Raw genomic sequence first — 19683 nt, 5'->3', positions numbered from 1 at the left:
GTCATCCGCGAACGCCTATCTGACGGAGCTTGCCCACCCAGTCCTCGGCTCCGCGGCGGCCGCCACAGCATGGTCGGTTCGGACGGCGATCGGCACGTCGCCATGGTTTCGTGCGCGGCGGCGAGGCGCAGGACCGCCACGCCGGCCGGCGGCAACTCGCACGCCAGATGTTCGTGTCACCGACCGCAACCCATCGGATCAATAATTTTAAGAGCAACATGTAAAATTCTTGAGGAAGTGAAGGTATAGATTAATCACCAGCATGTTACGAAACGCGGGAGGCAAGAGTGGAGTGGCAGGAGCTGACGGACCTGACGCGCGGACAGCGGTTCGTGGTCGAGCGGGTCCGCCTCGGCAACGGCGTCGTCGTCGAGGGCCAGTTCGAGCCGCCGCAGTTGGCTCAGCTCAGCGCCGACGACCAGGTGTTCGTGGCCGCGTTCGTTCGGTCGCACGGTTCGATCAAGGAGATGGAGCGGATCTTCGGGGTGAGCTACCCGACGATCAAGTCCCGACTGAACCGCGTCGCCGAGCACCTCGACTTCGTCGACACCGACCCCGTACCCACCGGCGCCGACGTCGTCGACCGCCTGCGGCGAGGCGAGATCAACGTCCAGGAGGCGCTGGCCGAGTTGGAGCGGCCCCGATGATCCCGCACCTGGTGACGTACCGCCAACGTCGTCGCGACGGTCGATGGTCGCGGTGGCACGTCCCAGTCCGGCCGGTCCTGCTGGTGCTGTCACCACTACTGCTGCTCGCCGCGCTGGTCGGCCTGGCTGCCTGCCTGGTTTTCCGGGTGAGCCCGTTGGGCGCGCTGCGCGGCACGGGGCACCTGCTGTGCGCGCTGCCGGGCACCCGATTCGATATTGAGCACGGCCGGACCGCCGTGTCGGTCAGCGTCAGTCGATCCAAGAGGGTGGAGCAACCATGAACGAGCAACGCCGCCAGATCCTGCAGATGCTGACCGTAGCCAAGATCACCGCTGACGAGGCCGAGCAGCTGATTGACGCCCTCGAACGAGAGCAGGCCGAGTCGCCGTCGGGAGGTACACCCCGCCTGAAGCCCCGACCCAAGTACCTGCGTGTCGTGGTGCGCTTCGAGGACGAATCCAGCGGTGACGGGCCGAACCGGGTCAACGTCCGGGTTCCGCTGCAACTACTTCGCGCCGGGGTCCGGCTCACGAGTCTGATCCCGTCGCAGGCGCTCACCCAGGCCAATGCGGAGCTGAGCAAGTCAGGGGTGCCGATCGACCTCACCCAACTCAAGCCGCAACACATCGAGGAGCTCATCGAGCAGCTCGACGACCTCACCGTCGATCTCGACCAGCCCGACGCCAAAGTCCAAGTGTTCTGCGAGTAACCCCCCACCCCCACACGGCCGGCTGGCAGCGTTGATCATGAGGTTGGCGGCATTGATGTCCCACTTTGTCCACCGCTAACCTCATGATCAACGGTGCTGTTCCTGAGCGTTTGGGGCGCCGAGAGGCGGTGAGGTGGCGAGCTACTACGCCAGGCACCGGCGCGGCTATCCACCTCGGGTGATTGACACGGTCGTCGAGGCGTACGGGCTCGGCGACGCCGACCTCGGCTGCGGTACCGGCCAGTTGAGCCTTCCGCTCGCCGCCCGGGTGGGAGCCGTCCTCGGTGTGGACCCCGAACCGGACATGCTGGCCCTGGCCCGCCAGGCCGCGCAGGACGCTGGCAGCGCCAACGCCGCCTGGCTGCTCGGCAGCGACCGCGACCTGCCCGCACTGGGCCGGGTGCTCGGTACCCAGGCGGTCGGCGCGCTGACGGTGGCCGTCGCCATCCACTTCATGGACCGCGACGCGCTGTTCGCTGCTGCCCGGCCGCTGCTGCGCCCCGCCGGCGGTATCGCCGTGATCACCAACGGCACGCCGCTGTGGATGCAGGACGCCGGGTGGTCGCGCGCGCTGCGGGGCAGCCTGGAGCGGCTGATCGGGCAGCCTGTCACCGCGACGTGCCAGACCGACGAGGCGGGTCGCCGCCGCAACCGCGAGGCCCTCACCGCGGCCGGCTACCGATATGTGGAGTCGTCGGTGCGGTACGAGGCACCGCTGACGATCGCCGACATGGTGGGCGGCGTGTTCTCCGCGATGTCAGGCGACGGCCTACCCTCCCCCCAGATCCGATCCACGTTCGCCGCCGACCTGCGGGCCGACCTCGACGGGCAGGACAGCTTCACCGAGCAGGTCCACGTCCGACTGCAGCTCGGACTGCTCGACTGAGCGCCACAGCCGACGCTTGCCGGCAGAGCGGCCTATTCGCCGGGGACCTGCTGGTCCACCCGTGCCGCACCGGCGACGTGGTGCACCCCGGACACCGCCTCGACCGGCAGCGTCGCGTAGACGTGCGGGTACGAGCCGCCCGGAGCGTCCTCCCACCGCACCGCGTCACCGAGCGCGGAGGCGTCGATCACGACAACGACGAGTTGTGGCTGTTCGCCGAAGGCCGAAGACACGGGCCGCCGTGCCAGGCAGCTGGGCTCGTGACGAGCAGTGGATGAAACCGCTTTCTCGATCGAACGGCGAACCGTCGAACCGGCCGGCGGCCTGGAACTCGGCCCATTCGCCGGGCAACAGGATCTTGTAGATCAGCACGCCGCCATGCTGCCAGGTGCGATCGCGGCAGGTTGCACAGTCATGGTCGCCAGTGCGAACGTCCGCGACGAACAGGCCGAGCCTCGCGGATCCGTCTCGGGCAGCGACGGCGAGCCGGATCCTGCGGCTGGCTCCGGGCGGGTACGGCGAGGGGCTGGGACCTAGTCGACTCGTCCGCGCCGTACATCGTCGGCCCTGACCGCTCGACAGGGATCGGAGCGTACTCGACCGGTTGGCCGAGTCGAGCCTGATGTGAGATCGGCGGGTCGCCACCATGGCGACCTTCGCCCTTGTCTGGGGCGGGGCGGCGACTTCCACTGGTCCGTCCGGCTGAGCGAACGGCTCCTGCGCGAACCACACCACCTCGTCCACAGGGCTGGATGCTGCGCGAGGTGGGCAACCGTGACCGCGCGGCGGGGACGAGTTCCCGGCCTGGTGCTAGGTGAGAATCTCGGCCCCGTCGTCGGTGATCGCGATCGTGTGCTCGCTGTGCGCTGTCCGGCAGCCCGTCGCGCTGCGCAGCGTCCAGCCATCGGCATCGGTGACGAGCTCGGCGGTGTCGGCCATGACCCAGGGCTCCAACGCCAGCAGCAGACCCGGGCGCAGCCGGTATCCGCGACCGGGCCGTCCCCTGTTCGGGACGTGCGGGTCCTGGTGCATCGTCGACCCGACGCCATGCCCGCCGAACTCGGTGTTGATCGTGTATCCCGCGTCGCTCAGGACAGAGCCGATGGCATGGGAGATGTCACCGATGCGAGCTCCGGGGCCGGCCGTGGCTATCCCCGCACTCAACGCGCGCTCGGTCGCTGTGATCAGGGCAATGCTCTCCGGGGGCTGCACGTCGCCCACGAGGAAGCTGATGGCGGAGTCAGCGACGACACCGCCGGCGGAGACGGCGAGGTCGAGCGTCAGCAGGTCGCCGTTGGCGAGCGGGTAGTCGTACGGCAGTCCGTGGAGCACGGCGTCGTTGACCGATGTGCAGATGTAGTGCCCGAACGGCCCGCGCCCGAAGGACGGCTCGTAGTCGACGTAGCAGGACTGCGCCCCGGCCTCGATGATCATGGCCTTGGCCCACCGGTCGATGTCGAGCAGGTTCGTGCCGACCGCGCTGCGGCTCCTCAGGGTCTGCAGGATGCCGGCGACCAGGGCGCCGGTGTCCTTCGCCCGCAGCAGGTCGGTGGGATTGAAAATCTCGATCATTAGGTGCCCTACCTCTACAGCCAATAGCTATCCCGGCCATATTATCCCGGTACTAGAATCGGGTCATGGTCAGGTTGCCACTCACCCCCGCAGAGGTCGAGCGCGGACAGCGCCTCGGCGCCCTCCTGCGTCGCGCCAGGGGGCAGCGTTCGATGCTCGGCACCGCACTGGCCGCAGGCGTCTCACCGGAGACGCTCCGGAAGATTGAGTCCGGTCGCGTGGCCACCCCCGCCTTCCCCACCATCGCCGCCATCGCCGACGTCCTCGGCCTTTCCCTCGACGCGGTGTGGTCGGAGATCACCCGTTCGGATGGCGGGGCCCAACTGACCGGGCCGGCTCGCACCGTCGGCGAGCGGGTGGCTTCGTAGTCCTCGCAGATCCCGTCCGTCGCGCCCTGGTGACTCGGCTGACGCGAAGCGACGCCACGGTGGGCGAGCTGGCTGAACCGTTCGACCTGACCCCTCAGGCCATCTCCCACCACGTGGGTGTCCTCCGACGTTGCGGCCTGGTCGAACAACGACGCGAGGGCACCAGACGCCCCTGCCGGCTCAGAGGGCGATCGGCTGACGCTGCTCGGCACCTGGATCGACGACCAGCGCCGCACCTGGAACGACCGGCTCGACGCCCTCGAACAGCACCTGCCCGACGAGGAGGCAGCCCGTTGACCAGGGCAGAGCTCCGGGGCGACGAACTGATCGCCGAGCGCGACCTCTCGGCGGCACCCGACCGCGTCTGGGCCGCCTTCACCTCACCGGCGAGCATCGCGGCCTTCTGGGGCGGTTCGCACGCCACCGTGCCCCCAAACTCGGTGACCGTCGACCTGCGTCCCGGCGGCGAGTTCGCACTGGACACCCACGCCCCGAGCGGAGCCCGCCGCCGGCTCCGGTTCGTCTACGTGAGCATCGCCGCGCCGCACGAGCTCGTGTTCGACGAGCCCGCTACCGGCCTCCGCACGACCGTCACCGTCCACCCTGTCGGCGACGGCACACACCTCACGGTCCACCAGCGGCAGCTTCCCGCCGAACTCCAGACGAGCCAGGCCGGATTCCGGACGGGCGACCATCCGCGAATCCTGACGACCCTCACCGACGACGTCGAGTGGGTCATCCACGGCCACCGCAGCACCCGAGGGAAGGTCGAGTTCGACGGTGAGATCGAGAATCCCGCATTCACCGGCAGTCCCGAACTCCACGTCGAGCGGGTCTACGAGGACGGTGCCGCCGTCGTGACCATGGGCGAAGGACGCGGCGTCCGCGTCGACGGCGGGCCGGTCCACTTCGCCTTCAACGACCTGTTCACCTTCCCGACGGGCTGATAGCCCGCGTCGACTCGTACGTCGTCCCGCTCACCTGACTGATCGGAAATCCCGATCCGGAGAGTTCACCGTGCGCTCTCCGGATCGGAACAGGTGCCGCCCGAATCGTCGGACAGGTAGATGTCCAGCGTCAGTCCGGACGAGTAGATCTCCACCGGCCCGTGGAATCCCGGAACACACCGGCCGTCGAACCGCACCGTGATCGTGTAGGGGCCAGCCGGGAAGCCGGTCAGGGTGTAACTGCCGTCCGGGGCGGAGGTGACCTCGTAACCACCCGGCTGCAACTGGACCACGGCCCCGGACTTCGGCATGAAGGTGGCGTCCCAGACGGTGCCGGACAACCTCGGCGTGGACGTCACGGTGAACGAGGCCCCGCTCATCAGGCTGACCCGGTTGCCGTCGTCCAGGGCGACCGCGTGGACGACCCGCTCCCCGGTGACGCTACCAGCATCGACGGCGACGATCGCCGCACCGCCGGGCTTGTCCAACTCGACGATGTCACCCATTTCGGCGCCATCGACGCCGTACCGGAACCCGGTGACGTTCCGGTCCCCGCCGGCGCCGAACAGGACCGTGACCTGGCCACCGACTGTGGCCTGCGCGCCATAGGGAAAGGTGATCGTCGGTGGCAACGGCACGGCGAGGCCCGCGAGGTTCGCCGAGGTCTCCACGAAGGGGTAGAACCGCACGTCGTCGATGTCGCCGGTGAAGAATCCGTCATCGCCGCCGTGCCACCGGTGCTTGCCCACCGCAACCTCGACGCTGGCGTCGAACCCGTCGACGAGGGTCGCGGTCTGCGCCTGCACGACGCCGTTGACGTAGAGGGTCATCTCCTTCGTCGCCGCGTCGAACACTCCGGCCAGGTGGGTCCACCTGCCCACATTGGGCGCGGCATCGGAGCGGACGCCGTGGAACTGGGTGAGGTCGGAATCGGCGGACGCCATGCTGAACTGCCAGCGGTCGTCGCGGCTGGTGTAGCCCAGGCGGTACGCGGAGATCCGCGACCCGCTCGCACTGACCACGGTCTGCGCGCCGCCACCCGACGTGGAGCTGATCCTGGCCCAGGCGGTCACGGTGAAACTCGCGTCGGTCCGGACCGGGGTGGAGACTCCGGTGAAGGGGTGCGGAGCGTTGATCGGGTCGGATCTGGTAGCGGCGGCCGTCCCGGGCAGCGAGAGCGCACTGCCCACCCCGGACCGACCGGCGACCCGGCCGGCGGTCCCCCCGAGGTTCAGGGTGTTGCCGTTGCCGGAGGCGTCGGTGACATTCTGGCTGGTGCCCTCGAACGTCCAGTTGGCGGCCGGGCCCAGCCCGGCCCGGACAGCGAAGGTGTACGTCACCTGACTGGAGTACCGGCCGGCGTGGTCGATCGACCAGACGTGCAGCACGTTGATACCTGAATGCCTCGGAGCCAGGGTGATCGAGGCGCCATGGTCCGTCGCCCGCGCCGGCACCGTCTCCGCCCCGATCACTACGCCCGAGTCCAGGCTGTAGGCGTACTCCCGCACCTCGTCGGCGTTGGTCGTCGGGGCAGTCACGTGGAAGGTGCCCGGCACGCCGACGCCGCCACGCGGAGCGCCGTCGTCGATGTAGTCGGGGGAATCGACGCCCGACGGCGGCGGCACGACGGTGGTGGAACCGGCCCGGGCGGGCGCACCCAGTCCAGCGGCCATCAGCACCGCGATCACCGTGACGGCCCACCATCTCGACACACCCGTACGCAAGCCGGCCACTCGACACCCCGTGCTCTTCGCCAGTCGGTACGCGAGATTATAGGGATCATGAGGTATCGATGTAAAGGACCGTCACAAGCTAGCGATCACAAATCAGGCGCCACGGGCCGTTTCCCCCCGCCCGGCGCCCGGCGGCCCTGCGCTCGCAGCACCATGCCCAGCAACCGACCGAAGGTCGAACCGCGCCTACGGTCAGCCGGCAACCCGTGCGGATCGCTGGTTGCGGACATCCAGCCAGCCCTAACCGGCCCCGAGGTGTCGATCACCACATGGTCTGCCTACGTCCAGCCGGCCTTCGAGCACTCGCACCAGGGCCGAGGCGATGAGGGCCACCGGCCGGTCAGCGTCGTCGGCCAGTTGCCGCAGCGTGTTCAGCGCGATGGTCCCCGGCATTTCGGCCAGTGCCTGGGTCAGCCGCATCCGCACCGCCGAGTCCCCGGCGTGCCCGGCGAGCTCATCGACCAGCCGGCACATGATCCGCCTGGCCCACGTCGCGTCCCGCGCCAACGTGCCCAGGATCTCGGACGCCTCGACATCGTTGGGGCCCTCGACCACTGTCTCGATCAGTGCCGGCACGGCCCGGGTCACGCCCCGTGCGCCCAGTGCGAGAGCGGCATGCCTGCGGACCGCCGGCTCCGGGTCGCCGAGCGCGTCGGTGAGCAACACGGTCGCCGCCTCCTCGGGCAGCTCGGCGAGCGCCAGGACCGCGCGCCGCCGGACGTCGCCGTCGGCGGAGGCCATGCCGGATGCCAGGCTCGCCACACCGTTACGGCCGGCCCGTGCGAGGGCCCACCGCAGGGCACCGGCGACGTTCGGGTCCGATTCGGTGAGTACCGCCTCGGCCAGCAGCTCGGCGGGAACCGACGCACGCCCGGGCGGGGCCAGGACGGTCTGCTGCCGACGCGCGGCACTTGGCGAACTCAGTCCGTGCAGAAGCTCGACGATCCGCGCGACGTCACGCCACCCGACGGGTTCCGCCGCATCGACCGCACGGAGCCGCTCAAGGAGCTCGTGTTCCCGGCTCAGACGTTCTTCGGTCCTCCGGATCAGGTCGCCGACCAGCGCGGACGGGGCGAAATCGGGCTCGTTGAGGGTACGCGCGATCTGGCGCAACGACAGTCCCAGACATCGCAGGCCCTCCACGTGGAAGACCCGCCGGACGTCGTCGGCGGTGTACTCCCGGTAGCCGCCCCGCGTGCGGCCGGTCGGCCGCACCAACCCGAGGGAGTCGTAGTGCCTGAGCATCCGGGCGCTCACCCCCGAGCGGCGGGCCACCTCACCGATCAACACTCCGGCGGCTCCTCCCCTTCCAGGCCGAGCGCGAAGACCCGTCTCGCCTCGTCGACGGCGAGGTCGAAACCGGCGTCCGGGTCGCGTAGGAGCCGTTCTGTGGCGCCCGCATGCGCACGTACCGTGGGGTCGTGCTGGGTCATGGCCGCGCGCAGGACCGGCTCGACCACGTCGCCGAACGCGACGAGGGCCCGACTCAGACTCAATCGCACCTCCCGGTCGCCGCGGCCGAGCTGCGTCGCCAACTCCGTGGCCAGCACCTGTTGCTCACCTTCGGGTACCAGGACGACGGCGGCGCGCCACGCGCTGCGGGCAACCTCGTCGTCGGCGTCGCGCAGCAGTGACGACGTGATCGCGGGCCACGCGTCCCTGTCGCCGATCTTGGATAGCGTGTGCAACGCCTGGCTGCGGGCCTGTGTGCTCCCGGAACGTAGCTCCGCACGTAGTTTCGGCACGGTGACTTCCGACGGGAGCCGGGTCAGCGCCCACGTGAGCATGTCACGCACGAAGAAGTCCGGCTCGATCGCGCACCGCGCCACCAGCGCATCGACGAGACCGGGCTCGGGACGGGTACCGATCGCCAGGGCCGCCTTGAGTCGGATCGACGGGTTCCCGGCGGCCAACGCGTCGAGCAGCCGGGTAGCCGATGGGTTTCGGTGTGCCGAGTCGATGGGAACCACCTCCGCCGGCCAGTCAACGCCCTGCCACAGTGACAATGTCAATTTGCCGGCGGATCGCCGTGGTCGTCGGCTGACCACGATCCGAGGGCAGCGCACCCCGCCCAGCTGCTCTATCCTCGCGGACATGACCATCAAGCGGATGGACAACGTCGCCATCGTCGTCGAGGACCTGGATGCCGCCGTTGCGTTCTTCACCGAGCTCGGCCTGGAGTTGGAAGTCAAGGGACAGATCGAGGGCCTCTGGGCGGACCGCACCGTCGGACTCGACGGGGTCCGCAGCGAGATCGCGATGATGCGGACGCCGGACGGCCACAGCAAGCTTGAGCTGACGAAGTACCACGCTCCCGTGGCGGTCGGTAGTGCGTCGGAGAACCCGCAGCCCAACACGCTGGGACTGCATCGTGTCATGTTCGCCGTCGACGACATCGACGACACGATCGCCCGGCTGCGCGCCCACGGTGCCGAACTCCTCGGCGAGGTGGCGCAGTACGAGAACGCCTATCGGCTCTGCTACCTCCGCGGCCCCGCGGGCGTCATCGTCGCGCTGGCCGAACAGATCGGCTGAAGCGGGCCGCAGAATTCTCCGGATCGCCCGCCGGTCAGTACGCCGACCCGAGCCGATGCCGGCAGGCGATCGGCCGGTACCGACCCCTGCCAGATGACACGCCCCTGTACCAGCACGGCGTCGACGGCGAGTAGCTTCCCGTCGACCGCGGCCAGCCGGTGCGGGCGTCGCGGGGTAGCGACCGCGCTGGAATCCGGCTGACATCAACGGGACCGGCACGCTCTCGCACACCCAGGAGGCTGCTCCGGCGCCGACGCGTCGGGCGGCCCCTTGTGCATCGGTATCGCCTACATCGACGTTATCTCGATTGGGAGCCGCCAAGCCGTGGCAGGCAGCAATGCCGCCCACCCTCTCAGGATCGATTCAGTCGATCGGCGTCTACTCGGCGCCGAGGGCACCGTGCAGGCCGGTACCGCCGCCATCTCCGGGTGGACGGTCAACTGGACCTGGCCCAACGGCCAGAGCATCACCAGTTCCTGGAACGCGACGATCACCTCAAGCGGTTCGTCGGTCAGCGCGCCGAACGCCGGCTACAACGGTTCGTTGAGCGCCAACGGCACCACGAACTTCGGCTTCAACGCCTCCTGGAACGGCTCCAACTCCACACCCACCTTGCGCCGCCAGGTAACAGCGCCCGCGGCGGGGGTGGCGCGGACCAGCGCCGCCCCAGCTTCAAGCCGAGTGGCTGCTTGTCCGGCCTACTCAACGCACAATCGCCACCCTGTTCCACGCCACCCACACCAGGGAGCCCACCACACCGCAGGGTCTACGCACTGGTCACCGGCGTCAGCGCTTGCGGGCGACGAGTCCGACGAAGGTGTGGTAGGTGCTGCTCTGGCGGGCGCCGGACTGAGTGTAGCCATGCGCCGAAAAGGGACTCCGTTCCCGTTTCCCTTTGTTCAGCGGCCGGTGCGACCGCCGATCTGCTCACGGAGGATGTGGGCGGGGCCCGCGGGCCGGACGGTTCCCACGCGGCGCGGACACCTGATGTGCGTCAGGCCGCGGCCCGTTCTACGACCACCGGAGTTCTGGGTACCGGCGACACGCCACGTCGTGTGATCCTGACAGGATGCGAGTCGTATCGGTTCACACGTACCCGGTTAAGGGGTGCCGCCGGATGGACCGCGACACGGCGCGGGTCGAGCCGTGGGGCCTGGAGGGCGACCGGCGCTGGCTGATCGTCGACGAACACGGACTCGGCCTGAGCCAGCACCAACACCGGGAACTGGTGAAGATGCGGGCGGTGTCCCGGCCCGGCGGACTGACCCTGGAGGCGCCGGGGCTACCCCCGCTCGATCTGACCGAACCGACCGGTGGCGAGCCGATCGAGGTCCGGGTGTACCGGGATCGGCCGCCCGCGCCGGTCCGGGCCGCCGGTCCCGAGGCGGACCAGTGGCTCGACCGACTGTTGGGGCGCACCGCCCGCCTGGTCTGGCTCGGTGACCCCACCCGCAATGTCGTCCCCTGGCAGGTGCCGGCCGGCTCCGGCGCCGAGCTGAGCTTCGCCGACGGCAGTCCGCTGCTGCTGGCCAACACCGCGTCGCTGGACGACTTCAACAACTGGCTGCTGGAGGCGGGCAGCGACGAGGGGCCGCTGCCGATGATCCAGTTCCGTCCCAACGTGGTGGTCAGCGGCGCGGCGCCGTGGGCCGAGGGCGGGTGGGTCGGCCGACGGATCAGGATCGGCGGGGCCATGTTCCACGGCACCAGCGAATGTGACCGCTGTGTGATCGCGACGATCGACCAGGACACCGCCGAACGGGGGCGCGAGCCGCTGCGGACGCTCGCCGCGCGGCGGAGAATCGGCCAGAAACTTCTCTTCGGTCTCCAGTTGGCAGTGCGGGCCGAATCGGGCGGAGCATCCCACGAAGGTCGGACGGTCAGCGTCGGCGACACTGTGGAGGTGCTGGACTGACCGCGGCGCTCCCGCATCGCCGACAAGCGGAAGGCTCGGTGAAACGTCACTTGCCGATCAACCTATAGTTGCCCACGATGACTGACGGCGTGTTCCGCTTCGAATCATTCGACCTGGATGTCGTACGCGGCCGGCTCAGCCGCGAGGATCAGCAGATCCATGTCGAACCGCGCGCCCTGGCCCTGCTCTGTCACCTCGTCAAGAACCGTGATCGCGTGGTGACGAAGGCCGAGTTGCTCGACACGGTGTGGCGCGGACGTTTCGTCACCGAGGCCGCGCTCACCACCGCGCTACGCACCGCCCGCCGGGCGGTCGGTGACGACGGCGCACAACAGCGACTCATTCGCACCCTGCAACGGCGCGGCTACCAGTTCGTCGCTCCGATGACACCGGTTCCGGCCACCGCGCCTGCCGGTTCTGACCCCGTCGTTTCGGTCCCCGGCCCGGCGGTCAGGTCCCGGGCGTCCGGCGCGGACCGCGAGGTCATCCGTTTCTGCCGGGCCAGGGACGGCACCCGCATCGCCTATGCGGTCACCGGCGATGGTCCGCCCCTGATCAGGACCGCCAACTGGCTGACCCGGATCGACGTCGAACGAACAGTCGCGATGTGGTCACACTGGTTCGACGGCCTCACCCGAGATCGTCAGTTGATCCGCTACGACGAGCGCGGCTCCGGCCTGTCCGACTGGACCTCGCCGGGCACCTCACCGGAGGACTGGATCGCCGATCTCGACGCGGTGGTCGACGCGATGAACCTCGACCGGTTCCCGCTGATCGGCGTGTCGCAGGGCGGGGCGGTTGCCCTGGCGTACGCCGCTCTGCGTCCCGAGCGGGTCAGCAGGCTGATCCTCACCGGGGCCTACGCCAGGGGGCGGCTCGTCCGCGCCGCCGACGACAACGAACGCGATGCGGCAGCCGTCGACCTGGATGTCGCCCGGCTCGGTTGGCTCACCCAGGACCGCAGCTTTCTGCGCTTCTTCGCGTCCCAGTTCCAGGCGGACGCCGCGCCGGAACGGTGGGACGAATTCGTGGCCCTGCAGCGGGAGACCACCTCTGCCGAGCACGGCGTCCGGTTCCTGGAGGCGCTGGCCCGCATCGACGTATCGGCCCTCGCCCACCGGGTGAGGTGCCCCACGCTGATCATCCATTCCCGAGAAGATCAACGAGTGCCGGTCACGGAGGCCAGGCAGCTGGCCTCCGCCATCCCCGACAACCGCCTCGTCCTGCTCGAAAGCCGCAACCACCTGCTCACCGCCTCCGAACCGGCCTGGGCCGTCTTCCTGCACCACATCAACACCTTCCTCGCGGGACTGGCCACGTCCGACTGACCTCATTGTCTCCTCAGCGAAGCCTCAGACCTCCCCCAAGCGTCGGCCTGACAGTCACCCGATGCTCGAACCGACCGGCAGCCCAGCCGGGTCCGAGACAGGGCGGAGTGGGTAGGGATGAGCGAGCGTCGAGGCGGCAGGGCCATTGTCATCGGAGCGAGCATCGCGGGCCTGGCCACAGCGCGGGTCCTGAGCGACCACTTCGACCAGGTGAAGATCATCGAGCGCGACCGCCTGCCCGAGAAACCGGTGGTGCGAAGAGGCGTTCCGCAGGGACGTCATGCCCACGTGCTGATGGCTGCGGGCATGCGGCTGTTCAGTCACTGGTTACCCGAACTGGTCGATGATCTGACCGCCGGCGGTGCTGTTCCCATTCACGGCGGTGATCTGCTCTGGCACCAGGGAGGCGACTACTGGCGGATGCCCGACTCCGGCTACCCGGGGATGTCGATGAGCCGGCCGCTGCTCGAAGGCTCGATCCGCCGACGACTCGTGCGGGACCGACCCAACGTGACGATCGCCGACCAGACGGCGGTGGACAGCCTCGTCGTGGCGGGCGGCCGAACCACCGGCGTGCGCTGTGAAGGCACGGAGCACCGCGCTGACCTGGTCGTCGCCTGCACGGGCCGGAACACCCGATTCCTGGACCATCTCGCCAAGGAGGGGTTCCCCGTACCCGAGGTGTCAGCCATCCACCTCGACATGGCCTACGGAACCCGGCTGATGCGCCGGCGACCGGATCAGCACGACAGCGTCCTCGCGCTGATCGTCGAGGACCCGGCCGGCGGCCACCGGATCGGAACCGTGGTGCCGGTAGAGGGAGACCGCTGGATCGTCACCCTCGGCGCCTTCCACGGCGACGTGCCACCAACCGACCAGGCCGAGTTCGAGCAGTTCGCCCGCGCCCTGCCCTCGCCCGTACTCGCCGACATCCTGACCCGCTCCGAGGCACTGACCCCGGTGCTGACCCACCGGATGCCCACCAGCCAGCGCCGACACGTGGAACGGTTGAAGCGCAGCGCGGCAGGATTCGTCGTGCTGGGAGACGCGATCTGCAGCTTCAATCCGGTGTACGGACAGGGCATGTCCTCGGCGGCCCTCCAGGCCAGGGCGCTCGGTCGCACCATCGAGCGGCACGGCCCCACCTCACCCGCACTGCCGGGCGACTTCTACCGTCGAGCCGCCAAGGTGATCGACGTGCCGTGGCGGATCGCGGCGGGCGCCGACTTCGCCGATCCCCGCACCAGCGGAGCGAGGCCGCTCGGCACCGACCTCATCAACCGGTACATAGCAACGGTGATCCGGGCGTGCCACACCTCCATGCCGGTGACCCTGCGGGTGCTGCGGGTACAGAACCTGCTGGCGCGCCCAGAATCACTGATGACCCCGGCCATGGCCGTCCGGGTGTTGCTGGCCTCCCGCCGCTCGTCGGCCGCGGACCGGCACCCGCGCCGGCCCACACCGCCACGTGCGCCCCGCGGGTGAGCGGCGGCCCTCCTGCCGACGACAGGAACGGTGAGACTATTCGATCAGGAACTCGTCGAGGTGGAACAGGAACTCGTCCCAGGCCGGCTCGGCAGCGGTGAGCAGGTGGTTCCGGCTGTTCAACAGGACCAGCTGGCTGTCCGGAATGAGTGCCGCCAGCTCTCTGGCCTGCGCGGCCGGCACCCGCGCGTCATCGCGGGAATGGATGATGAGGGTCGGGCACTGCACCCGGTGCGCGATGTCGGACACGTCGATCCGGGCAAACTCCTCCAGGAAACGGACCCCGTTCTCCGGTGAGGTCGTCTGCCGCTGGAAGGCGGTGAACTCCTGCCACTCCTCCGGCGTGCCGTCAGGCAGGAACTGGGAAGCGAACACCCGCAGGAAGCCAGGATCCTGATGGAGCCAGCCGACCCGGGCCAGGCTCAGGTCCAGTGCCGCCGCGTGGACCTCGGCGACGCTGCCGGCCCTCACCCGACGTCCACGCGCGTAGGCGCCCGCCAGAATCAACCTGCTCACCCGTTCGGGACGACGCACGGCATAGGCCACCGCCACCGCGCCGCCCTGCGACACACCGAGCAACGGAAAGCGGTCAAGGCCCACCGCGTCGACCACCGTCTCCAGATCATCGACCCAGTCGTCGAAGGTGTAGCTCGGCGCCACCCAGTCCGACAGGCCACAGCCCCGCTCGTCATAGCGGATCAGCTGCCGATCACGCGCGAGACCGTTGAGCCAGTGCGACCACACCGGAGTCGACCACTCAAGGTCCAGGTGGGTCATCCAGTTGGCAGCCTTGAGTAGCGGCGGACCCGAACCGGAGGTGGCGTACGCGATACCGGTGCCGTCGTCCGCGTTGCAGAACCGGATCGTCTGACTCTCCGCGCCGGTCAACGGTTTCGGCCGGCTCGACTCGGCGCCGGGGTCCCGCCCAGTCCCAGCAGTCGGTCCGACCTCGAGCACAGTGGTCGGGCCGACGAACTGGTAGCCCCGCCGGTGGACAGTGCGAATCATCTGCTGCTGACTGCCCGTGTCACCCACGGCCAGTCGCGCGGTCCGCAATCCCGTGGTGAGTGCGGCCTCGCTGACGAAGCGGTTACCCCACACCTGGTCGAGCAGCTCGTTCTTCGTGACGACCCGGTCCCGGTGCCGCACCAGGTGCAGCAGGAGATCGAGGGCGCGGGGCTCGACGTGCACCGCGGCACCGGCCCGGCGAAGCTGGTGACGTAACGGATCCAACTCAAAGTCACCAAAACGATAGGTAGTTCCCACAGTGAGCTGAGCCTACTGTCCGCCACGGCCGGAACTCCATGACAGCCTCACGACAACCGACGACACCGCCGCCCTGCGGCAGGATTTCGGGATCATCCGCCGGACCGCCACCGCAAGGGCTCAGAGGTTCATCAGGCAAACCTCAGACTTCCGCCAAGTGGTGGCCCGGCGACGGGCCGATGCTTCAGGGGACCCGGCCGCTTCAGGGGACCCGGCCGGCGCGGGCCGGGCGACGGCCGGCACGGTGACGCCCGGCTACACAGAAAGTAAACCGGACAACGACGAGGTGAGGATGTGGGGTCCGAGTTGGTCTGGATCCATCTGCTCGAACGGCACCCGTACGCGGTGAAGGCATGAGTCTCGTCGACCGTACGCGGATGGTGCTCAACCAAGCCGTCGACCTGTACCGCGACACACCCCACGAACAGCGACTGGCCGCCCTACGCGACCGGCTCGACGAACCACTTCGGGTGGCGATCGCCGGCCGGATCAAAGCCGGCAAGTCGACCCTGCTCAACGCCCTGGTCGGGGAGCGGCTGGCACCCACCGACGCGGGCGAGTGCACCCGCATCGTCACCTGGTATCAGGACGGACACACATACCGGATCATGGCCCATCCCTATCAGGGTCTGCCGCGGCAGGTGCGGTTCAGCCGTGAGGACGGGGCCATCGACATCGACCTCGGCGACCTCGGCGCGGACAACGTCGCACAACTGGAGGTCAGCTGGCCGTCGCAGGCGCTGCGCCCCATGACACTGATCGACACCCCGGGCATCGGGTCGCTGTCCGAGCAGGTCTCGCAGCGGTCCTGGAATCTGCTCGTCCCGGACGAACAGGAGACACCCGCCGACGCCGTGATCTATCTGATGCGGCACCTGCACAGCAACGACGTCGACTTTCTCCGCGCCTTCCACGACGTGGAGGTGTCCCGGCCCAACCCGGTCAACGCCATCGGGGTCCTGTCCCGCGCCGACGAGATCGCCGTGGGCCGGCTCGACGCGATGGCGTCGGCACGTCGGATCGCCGGCCGGCTGGGCACCGACCCGAGCGTCCGGAAGCTGGTGCAGTCCGTCGTTCCCGTGGCTGGCCTGCTCGCCGAGACCGCGGCGACCCTCACTGAGGCGGAGTTCGCCCGGCTGCGCCGGATCTCGGAGCTGCCGGCCGACCAGGCCGACCAGTTGCTGCTCTCCGCCGACCGGTTCGTCCAGGCCATGCCCGAGCTGGGGATGACCTCGATCGAACGGGAGGAGCTACTGACCCGCTTCGGCATGTTCGGGCTGCGGCTGTCCGCCGCGCTGCTGCGACACGGCACCTGCGGCAGCGCCACCGAATTGGCCCGGGAACTGACCGAACGTAGCGGGCTCGCCCAGCTCCGAGAGGTCCTAGGGTCGCTGTTCCTCGAACGTCGGGACGTACTCAAGTCAAGGTCGGCCCTCCTCGCCCTGGCCGAAGTCACGCGCCTGCACACCCTGCCGGGCAGTGAGAGTGTCGCCGGCAAGGTGGAGGAGATCATCGCCTCCGCGCACCCGTTCAACGAGCTCAGAGTGCTCTCCGGCCTGCGCGCCGGATGGGTGACCGGCAAGCCCGACGTGATAGCCGATCTGGAACAGCTCATCGGCGGTAGCGGCGCCGCACCCCATCAGCGACTACGGCTGCCACCGGATGCCTCCGGCGCGGAGCTGGACGCGGCAGCGGACGGTGCCTTGGCCCGTTGGCAGCGCCGCGCCGAGAACCCGTTGACCTCGGCGCCGATGGCGGTTGCCGCACGGGTGGCCGTCCGTTCCTGCGAAGGCATGATCGCCGACCGGCACCGAGTGCGGTGAGGGCCGCCCCGAGTCGAGCGCCATAGTAGACGGACCCAGCGTGCCGGGCGGCCCACCGCTGCCCGGCACAGTGGACCGGCTCGGGCCCGGCACGCCGGCTGCCGGGCTCGGGCACCGCCCGAGCGCAGAGCGGGCCCGACAGGTGACCTCCGGGCCCGCTCGACAGTTTCGCGTGGTCGATCAGTAGCGTTGGATCGGAAAACAGTTGCCGGTGTGGTAGCTGCCGTCGTATGCCCGGGCCAACTGGTGCCCGTTCTGCGCGACCCGAGCACAGATCTTCTCGGCGTCACCGACGGCCTCGAAGTCCTTGTCCGAGATGCGGCGCACCGAGGGCTGTTCGTCCTCGAAGTAGTACGTGCCGTGGCTGGTGGCCTGGCTGCCCATGGTGTCCTCGTCGGGCTCGGTGCCGTCGCCGCCGTAGAGATGTAGGTGGAAGCCGTTGTTGATGTTCGGCTTGCTGCCGTTCCACTCCGCGTCGAACCACACCGTGAAGGTGCCGTCCCGCACCGTCGCCTTGGTGATGCAGACCCAGCGGGTACTCTGCTTCAGCTCCGTGCAATCCTCGTCCGGCGGGACCTCGTCGGCTGGCGGCGTACCTTCGGCCGGTGTCTCGTTCTGCGGCTGGCCCGCCGCGGCGGCGAGATCGCCACCCTGGTTTTCCTGATTGTTCTTGCCGTTCCGATTGACCAGGGCCCAGGCCGTTGCGCCGCCGACCAGCAGGAGCACGACCACGGCCGCGGCGACCAGCAGCGGTCCTCGTCGCCGGCCACCGTTGTCCGGCGCCGACGCCGTGGTGGAAATCTGCCCGGTGGAGTCGATGTCGTCCGTCGTCGGGGTGCCTGGCACGGACGCGGCCCCGTACCCGGTCGGAGGCCAACTCCGGACCGGCCGTTCCGGCGCCGGCGGCACCGGTTGCGCGTAGGCGGGCATCGCCGCGGTCGGCGCGGGTGCGACAGCCGCGGTCGCGGACCGGGTGTCCGTACGCGCGGGCTCGACCCGCGCCCTGCCGGGACCGGCGATCGCGGTGCTCGCCTGCCAGGCGGCACCAAGCGCGACCGCGTGCTTCGGATGGGCGTCCACTGCCACCGGGCGGCCCAGCTCCGAGCCGACCAACTGCGCGACAATCGGCATCCGCGACGAGCCGCCGACCAGCAGCACCGAGTGCAGATCCCGCGGGTCCACCCCCGCGGAGCGGACGGCTCGTCGCAACGACTCGATCGAGCCGTGCAGCGCCGGGCGGACCATGGCCTCCAGCTCGGCGCGGGTCAGCCGGACCTCGGTGTTGATGTTCGGCAGCAGCACCGGAATCGCGGCATCGGTGTCGGCGGAGAGCGCCTCCTTGGCCTGCACACACTCCTCACGCAGCCGCGCGACCGCAGCGATCACCGCCGGGTCGTCCTCGTCCAACTCCCCCAACTTGTCGCCGATCGCCGCGGCGACGTGAGCGAAGATCGCGGCGTCGAAGTCGATGCCACCGAGCCGCTCGATCCCCTCCGGCGCGCCGATCAGGTCGAAGCCGTGCGCCGTCTTGCGCAGCACCGCCGCGTCGAACGTCCCGCCACCGAGGTCGTACACGGCGACCACCGCACCCGGCTCCAGGCGCTGCTGGTGCGCGTAGAAGACGGCCGCGGCCTCCGGCTCGGTGGTGAAGGTGACGGGCTGCTCGATGCCGGCCAGGCGGACCGCCTGATGCATCAGGTCCATCTTGTACGGTCCCCAGTTCGCCGGGCGCGAGACGCAGACCGCCGCCGGCTCACCGCCCTCGCGGGACACCACCTCGTCGACGGCGGCCCGCAGCATGCGGGCCATCAACGCCTCCGCCGAGTAGGGGACCCCACCGAGCAGAATGGGAGTGGAGTCACCGAGGCGTCGCTTGAACTCCCGGGCCACCCGGTTCGGCTCGCTCAGTCCCCGTCGACTGGCGCTGTCGCCGGTCAGGAACGTCTCGTCGGCGCGAAGCAGCACCACCGAGGGAATCGCCGCCGAATGGCTGCCGAGCGGAGCGATCTCGGCGCGGCCAGCGCGCCAGACAGCCGCAGCGGTATATGTGGTTCCTAGATCGATGCCGAGTGCGTACATCCCAGTGCTCCGGAGTTCGTCGAAGGTGAATCGATGGCGGTAACGTACGGTCGGTCAGCGACCGAACCGGACCATCCGGATGCCCGGCGGCCAGGGTGTCTGTGCGCAGCGGCGGCGCTTCCTGGTGACAACGTTGCCGACATGGCAGGGGCCGCGCCGCGCGCGGAGGTGGAACGACGCATTCGGCGGGCTGCCTTCGACCGAGGGCCGGGGCACCGCACACGGTCGGCCTGGGACCGGCCCGGACCTGTCCAGGGTGTGCCGCCAGACGTCCGAGGCGAGATCGCTCATCGCTTCGATCACGTCGTCCGCCGTCCTTGTTCCTCGCTCGTGGCGCTCTTCGCTCATTCGCGCGTTCCGCTCGTCGGCGCGTCTCGCCCGCCGGCGCCG

General features: G+C 69.4%; 21 protein-coding genes and 1 pseudogene. 14 read left to right on the top strand and 8 right to left on the bottom strand.

Annotation, left to right across the window (positions count from 1 at the left end; genetic code table 11):
• Window positions 1–287 precede the first annotated feature (287 nt).
• From ACFHWY_RS15040 to ACFHWY_RS15025, 4 genes are all read left to right on the top strand, one after another.
• Window positions 288–647, top strand: coding sequence for a DUF2089 domain-containing protein (locus ACFHWY_RS15040; protein ID WP_416580804.1), 360 nt, complete (start codon window positions 288–290; stop codon window positions 645–647).
• Window positions 644–928, top strand: coding sequence for a hypothetical protein (locus ACFHWY_RS15035; protein WP_416580803.1), 285 nt, complete (start codon window positions 644–646; stop codon window positions 926–928). The genes ACFHWY_RS15040 and ACFHWY_RS15035 overlap by 4 nt, the downstream gene beginning before the upstream one ends.
• Window positions 925–1356 (top strand): hypothetical protein, encoded by a 432-nt coding sequence (locus tag ACFHWY_RS15030; RefSeq protein WP_416580802.1) that lies wholly within the window; start codon window positions 925–927, stop codon window positions 1354–1356. The genes ACFHWY_RS15035 and ACFHWY_RS15030 overlap by 4 nt, the downstream gene beginning before the upstream one ends.
• Window positions 1357–1534: 178 nt before the next feature.
• Entirely contained in the window at window positions 1535–2242 is a 708-nt protein-coding gene (locus ACFHWY_RS15025) for a class I SAM-dependent methyltransferase (protein WP_416580801.1), read from the top strand.
• A gap of 32 nt (window positions 2243–2274) precedes the next feature.
• Here the strand turns inward: ACFHWY_RS15025 and ACFHWY_RS15020 are convergent, their stop codons facing one another.
• The 3 genes from ACFHWY_RS15020 to map all read right to left on the bottom strand — a co-directional run bounded on the left by ACFHWY_RS15020 (window position 2275) and on the right by map (window position 3814).
• Window positions 2275–2475, bottom strand: a complete 201-nt coding sequence (locus ACFHWY_RS15020) for a DUF952 domain-containing protein (protein ID WP_416580800.1) — start codon at window positions 2473–2475, stop codon at window positions 2275–2277.
• The gene (locus tag ACFHWY_RS15015) at window positions 2408–2890 is read right to left on the bottom strand and encodes a DUF952 domain-containing protein (protein ID WP_416580898.1); all 483 of its coding nucleotides are present in this window, start codon (window positions 2888–2890) and stop codon (window positions 2408–2410) included. The genes ACFHWY_RS15020 and ACFHWY_RS15015 overlap by 68 nt, the downstream gene beginning before the upstream one ends.
• A 162-nt stretch (window positions 2891–3052) precedes the next feature.
• The gene (gene map / locus ACFHWY_RS15010) at window positions 3053–3814 is read right to left on the bottom strand and encodes a type I methionyl aminopeptidase (protein WP_416580799.1); all 762 of its coding nucleotides are present in this window, start codon (window positions 3812–3814) and stop codon (window positions 3053–3055) included.
• 65 nt (window positions 3815–3879) lie between these two features.
• Here map and ACFHWY_RS15005 point away from each other — a divergent pair, with 65 nt between their 5' ends.
• The 4 genes and pseudogenes from ACFHWY_RS15005 (at window position 3880) to ACFHWY_RS14990 (ending at window position 5129) form a co-directional block, all read left to right on the top strand.
• Complete coding sequence (locus ACFHWY_RS15005) at window positions 3880–4182, top strand: helix-turn-helix transcriptional regulator (protein ID WP_416580798.1); 303 nt, start codon at window positions 3880–3882, stop codon at window positions 4180–4182.
• A pseudogene (locus tag ACFHWY_RS15000) lies at window positions 4101–4313 on the top strand (ArsR/SmtB family transcription factor); the annotation flags it as partial. The gene ACFHWY_RS15005 and the pseudogene ACFHWY_RS15000, both read left to right, overlap by 82 nt.
• Window positions 4300–4479 carry a hypothetical protein gene (locus tag ACFHWY_RS14995; RefSeq protein WP_416580904.1) on the top strand — a complete coding sequence of 60 codons (180 nt, stop codon included), beginning with the start codon at window positions 4300–4302 and terminating at the stop codon, window positions 4477–4479. The pseudogene ACFHWY_RS15000 and the gene ACFHWY_RS14995, both read left to right, overlap by 14 nt.
• Complete coding sequence (locus ACFHWY_RS14990) at window positions 4476–5129, top strand: SRPBCC domain-containing protein (RefSeq protein WP_416580897.1); 654 nt, start codon at window positions 4476–4478, stop codon at window positions 5127–5129. The genes ACFHWY_RS14995 and ACFHWY_RS14990 overlap by 4 nt, the downstream gene beginning before the upstream one ends.
• A 65-nt stretch (window positions 5130–5194) precedes the next feature.
• Here the strand turns inward: ACFHWY_RS14990 and ACFHWY_RS14985 are convergent, their stop codons facing one another.
• From ACFHWY_RS14985 to ACFHWY_RS14975, 3 genes are all read right to left on the bottom strand, one after another.
• The gene (locus ACFHWY_RS14985) at window positions 5195–6841 is read right to left on the bottom strand and encodes a LamG-like jellyroll fold domain-containing protein (RefSeq protein WP_416580797.1); all 1647 of its coding nucleotides are present in this window, start codon (window positions 6839–6841) and stop codon (window positions 5195–5197) included.
• 261 nt (window positions 6842–7102) lie between these two features.
• Window positions 7103–8152: a HEAT repeat domain-containing protein gene (locus ACFHWY_RS14980; protein WP_416580796.1), complete on the bottom strand. Its 1050-nt coding sequence runs from the start codon at window positions 8150–8152 to the stop codon at window positions 7103–7105.
• Complete coding sequence (locus tag ACFHWY_RS14975; RefSeq protein WP_416580795.1) at window positions 8146–8958, bottom strand: HEAT repeat domain-containing protein; 813 nt, start codon at window positions 8956–8958, stop codon at window positions 8146–8148. Before ACFHWY_RS14975 ends, ACFHWY_RS14980 begins: the two co-directional genes overlap by 7 nt.
• On the opposite strand from ACFHWY_RS14975, the gene ACFHWY_RS14970 reads away from it, so the two are divergent.
• The 5 genes from ACFHWY_RS14970 (at window position 8957) to ACFHWY_RS14950 (ending at window position 14125) form a co-directional block, all read left to right on the top strand.
• Complete coding sequence (locus tag ACFHWY_RS14970) at window positions 8957–9397, top strand: VOC family protein (protein ID WP_416580794.1); 441 nt, start codon at window positions 8957–8959, stop codon at window positions 9395–9397. The genes ACFHWY_RS14975 and ACFHWY_RS14970 overlap by 2 nt on opposite strands.
• A 324-nt stretch (window positions 9398–9721) precedes the next feature.
• The gene (locus ACFHWY_RS14965; RefSeq protein WP_416580793.1) at window positions 9722–10456 is read left to right on the top strand and encodes a cellulose binding domain-containing protein; all 735 of its coding nucleotides are present in this window, start codon (window positions 9722–9724) and stop codon (window positions 10454–10456) included.
• A gap of 10 nt (window positions 10457–10466) precedes the next feature.
• On the top strand, window positions 10467–11312 hold the full coding sequence (locus tag ACFHWY_RS14960) for an MOSC domain-containing protein (protein ID WP_416580792.1): 846 nt from the start codon (window positions 10467–10469) through the stop codon (window positions 11310–11312).
• 77 nt (window positions 11313–11389) lie between these two features.
• Window positions 11390–12640, top strand: a complete 1251-nt coding sequence (locus ACFHWY_RS14955) for an alpha/beta fold hydrolase (protein WP_416580791.1) — start codon at window positions 11390–11392, stop codon at window positions 12638–12640.
• A 117-nt stretch (window positions 12641–12757) separates the two neighbouring features.
• Window positions 12758–14125, top strand: a complete 1368-nt coding sequence (locus ACFHWY_RS14950) for an FAD-dependent oxidoreductase (RefSeq protein WP_416580790.1) — start codon at window positions 12758–12760, stop codon at window positions 14123–14125.
• 36 nt (window positions 14126–14161) lie between these two features.
• On the opposite strand, the gene ACFHWY_RS14945 is transcribed toward ACFHWY_RS14950, so the two are convergent.
• Complete coding sequence (locus tag ACFHWY_RS14945; protein ID WP_416580789.1) at window positions 14162–15358, bottom strand: alpha/beta fold hydrolase; 1197 nt, start codon at window positions 15356–15358, stop codon at window positions 14162–14164.
• 386 nt (window positions 15359–15744) lie between these two features.
• Here ACFHWY_RS14945 and ACFHWY_RS14940 point away from each other — a divergent pair, with 386 nt between their 5' ends.
• Window positions 15745–17214: a dynamin family protein gene (locus ACFHWY_RS14940; protein WP_416580788.1), complete on the top strand. Its 1470-nt coding sequence runs from the start codon at window positions 15745–15747 to the stop codon at window positions 17212–17214.
• A 180-nt stretch (window positions 17215–17394) separates the two neighbouring features.
• Here ACFHWY_RS14940 and ACFHWY_RS14935 read toward each other — a convergent pair whose 3' ends face one another.
• On the bottom strand, window positions 17395–19293 hold the full coding sequence (locus ACFHWY_RS14935; RefSeq protein WP_416580787.1) for an Hsp70 family protein: 1899 nt from the start codon (window positions 19291–19293) through the stop codon (window positions 17395–17397).
• Between the last annotated feature and the right edge of the window lie 390 nt (window positions 19294–19683).

It is taken from the genome of Micromonospora sp. LOL_024 (assembly GCF_048060415.1).
In the GTDB taxonomy this organism is placed as follows: Bacteria; Actinomycetota; Actinomycetes; order Mycobacteriales; family Micromonosporaceae; genus Micromonospora.
This window is presented reverse-complemented; position numbering and strand designations above follow the sequence as displayed.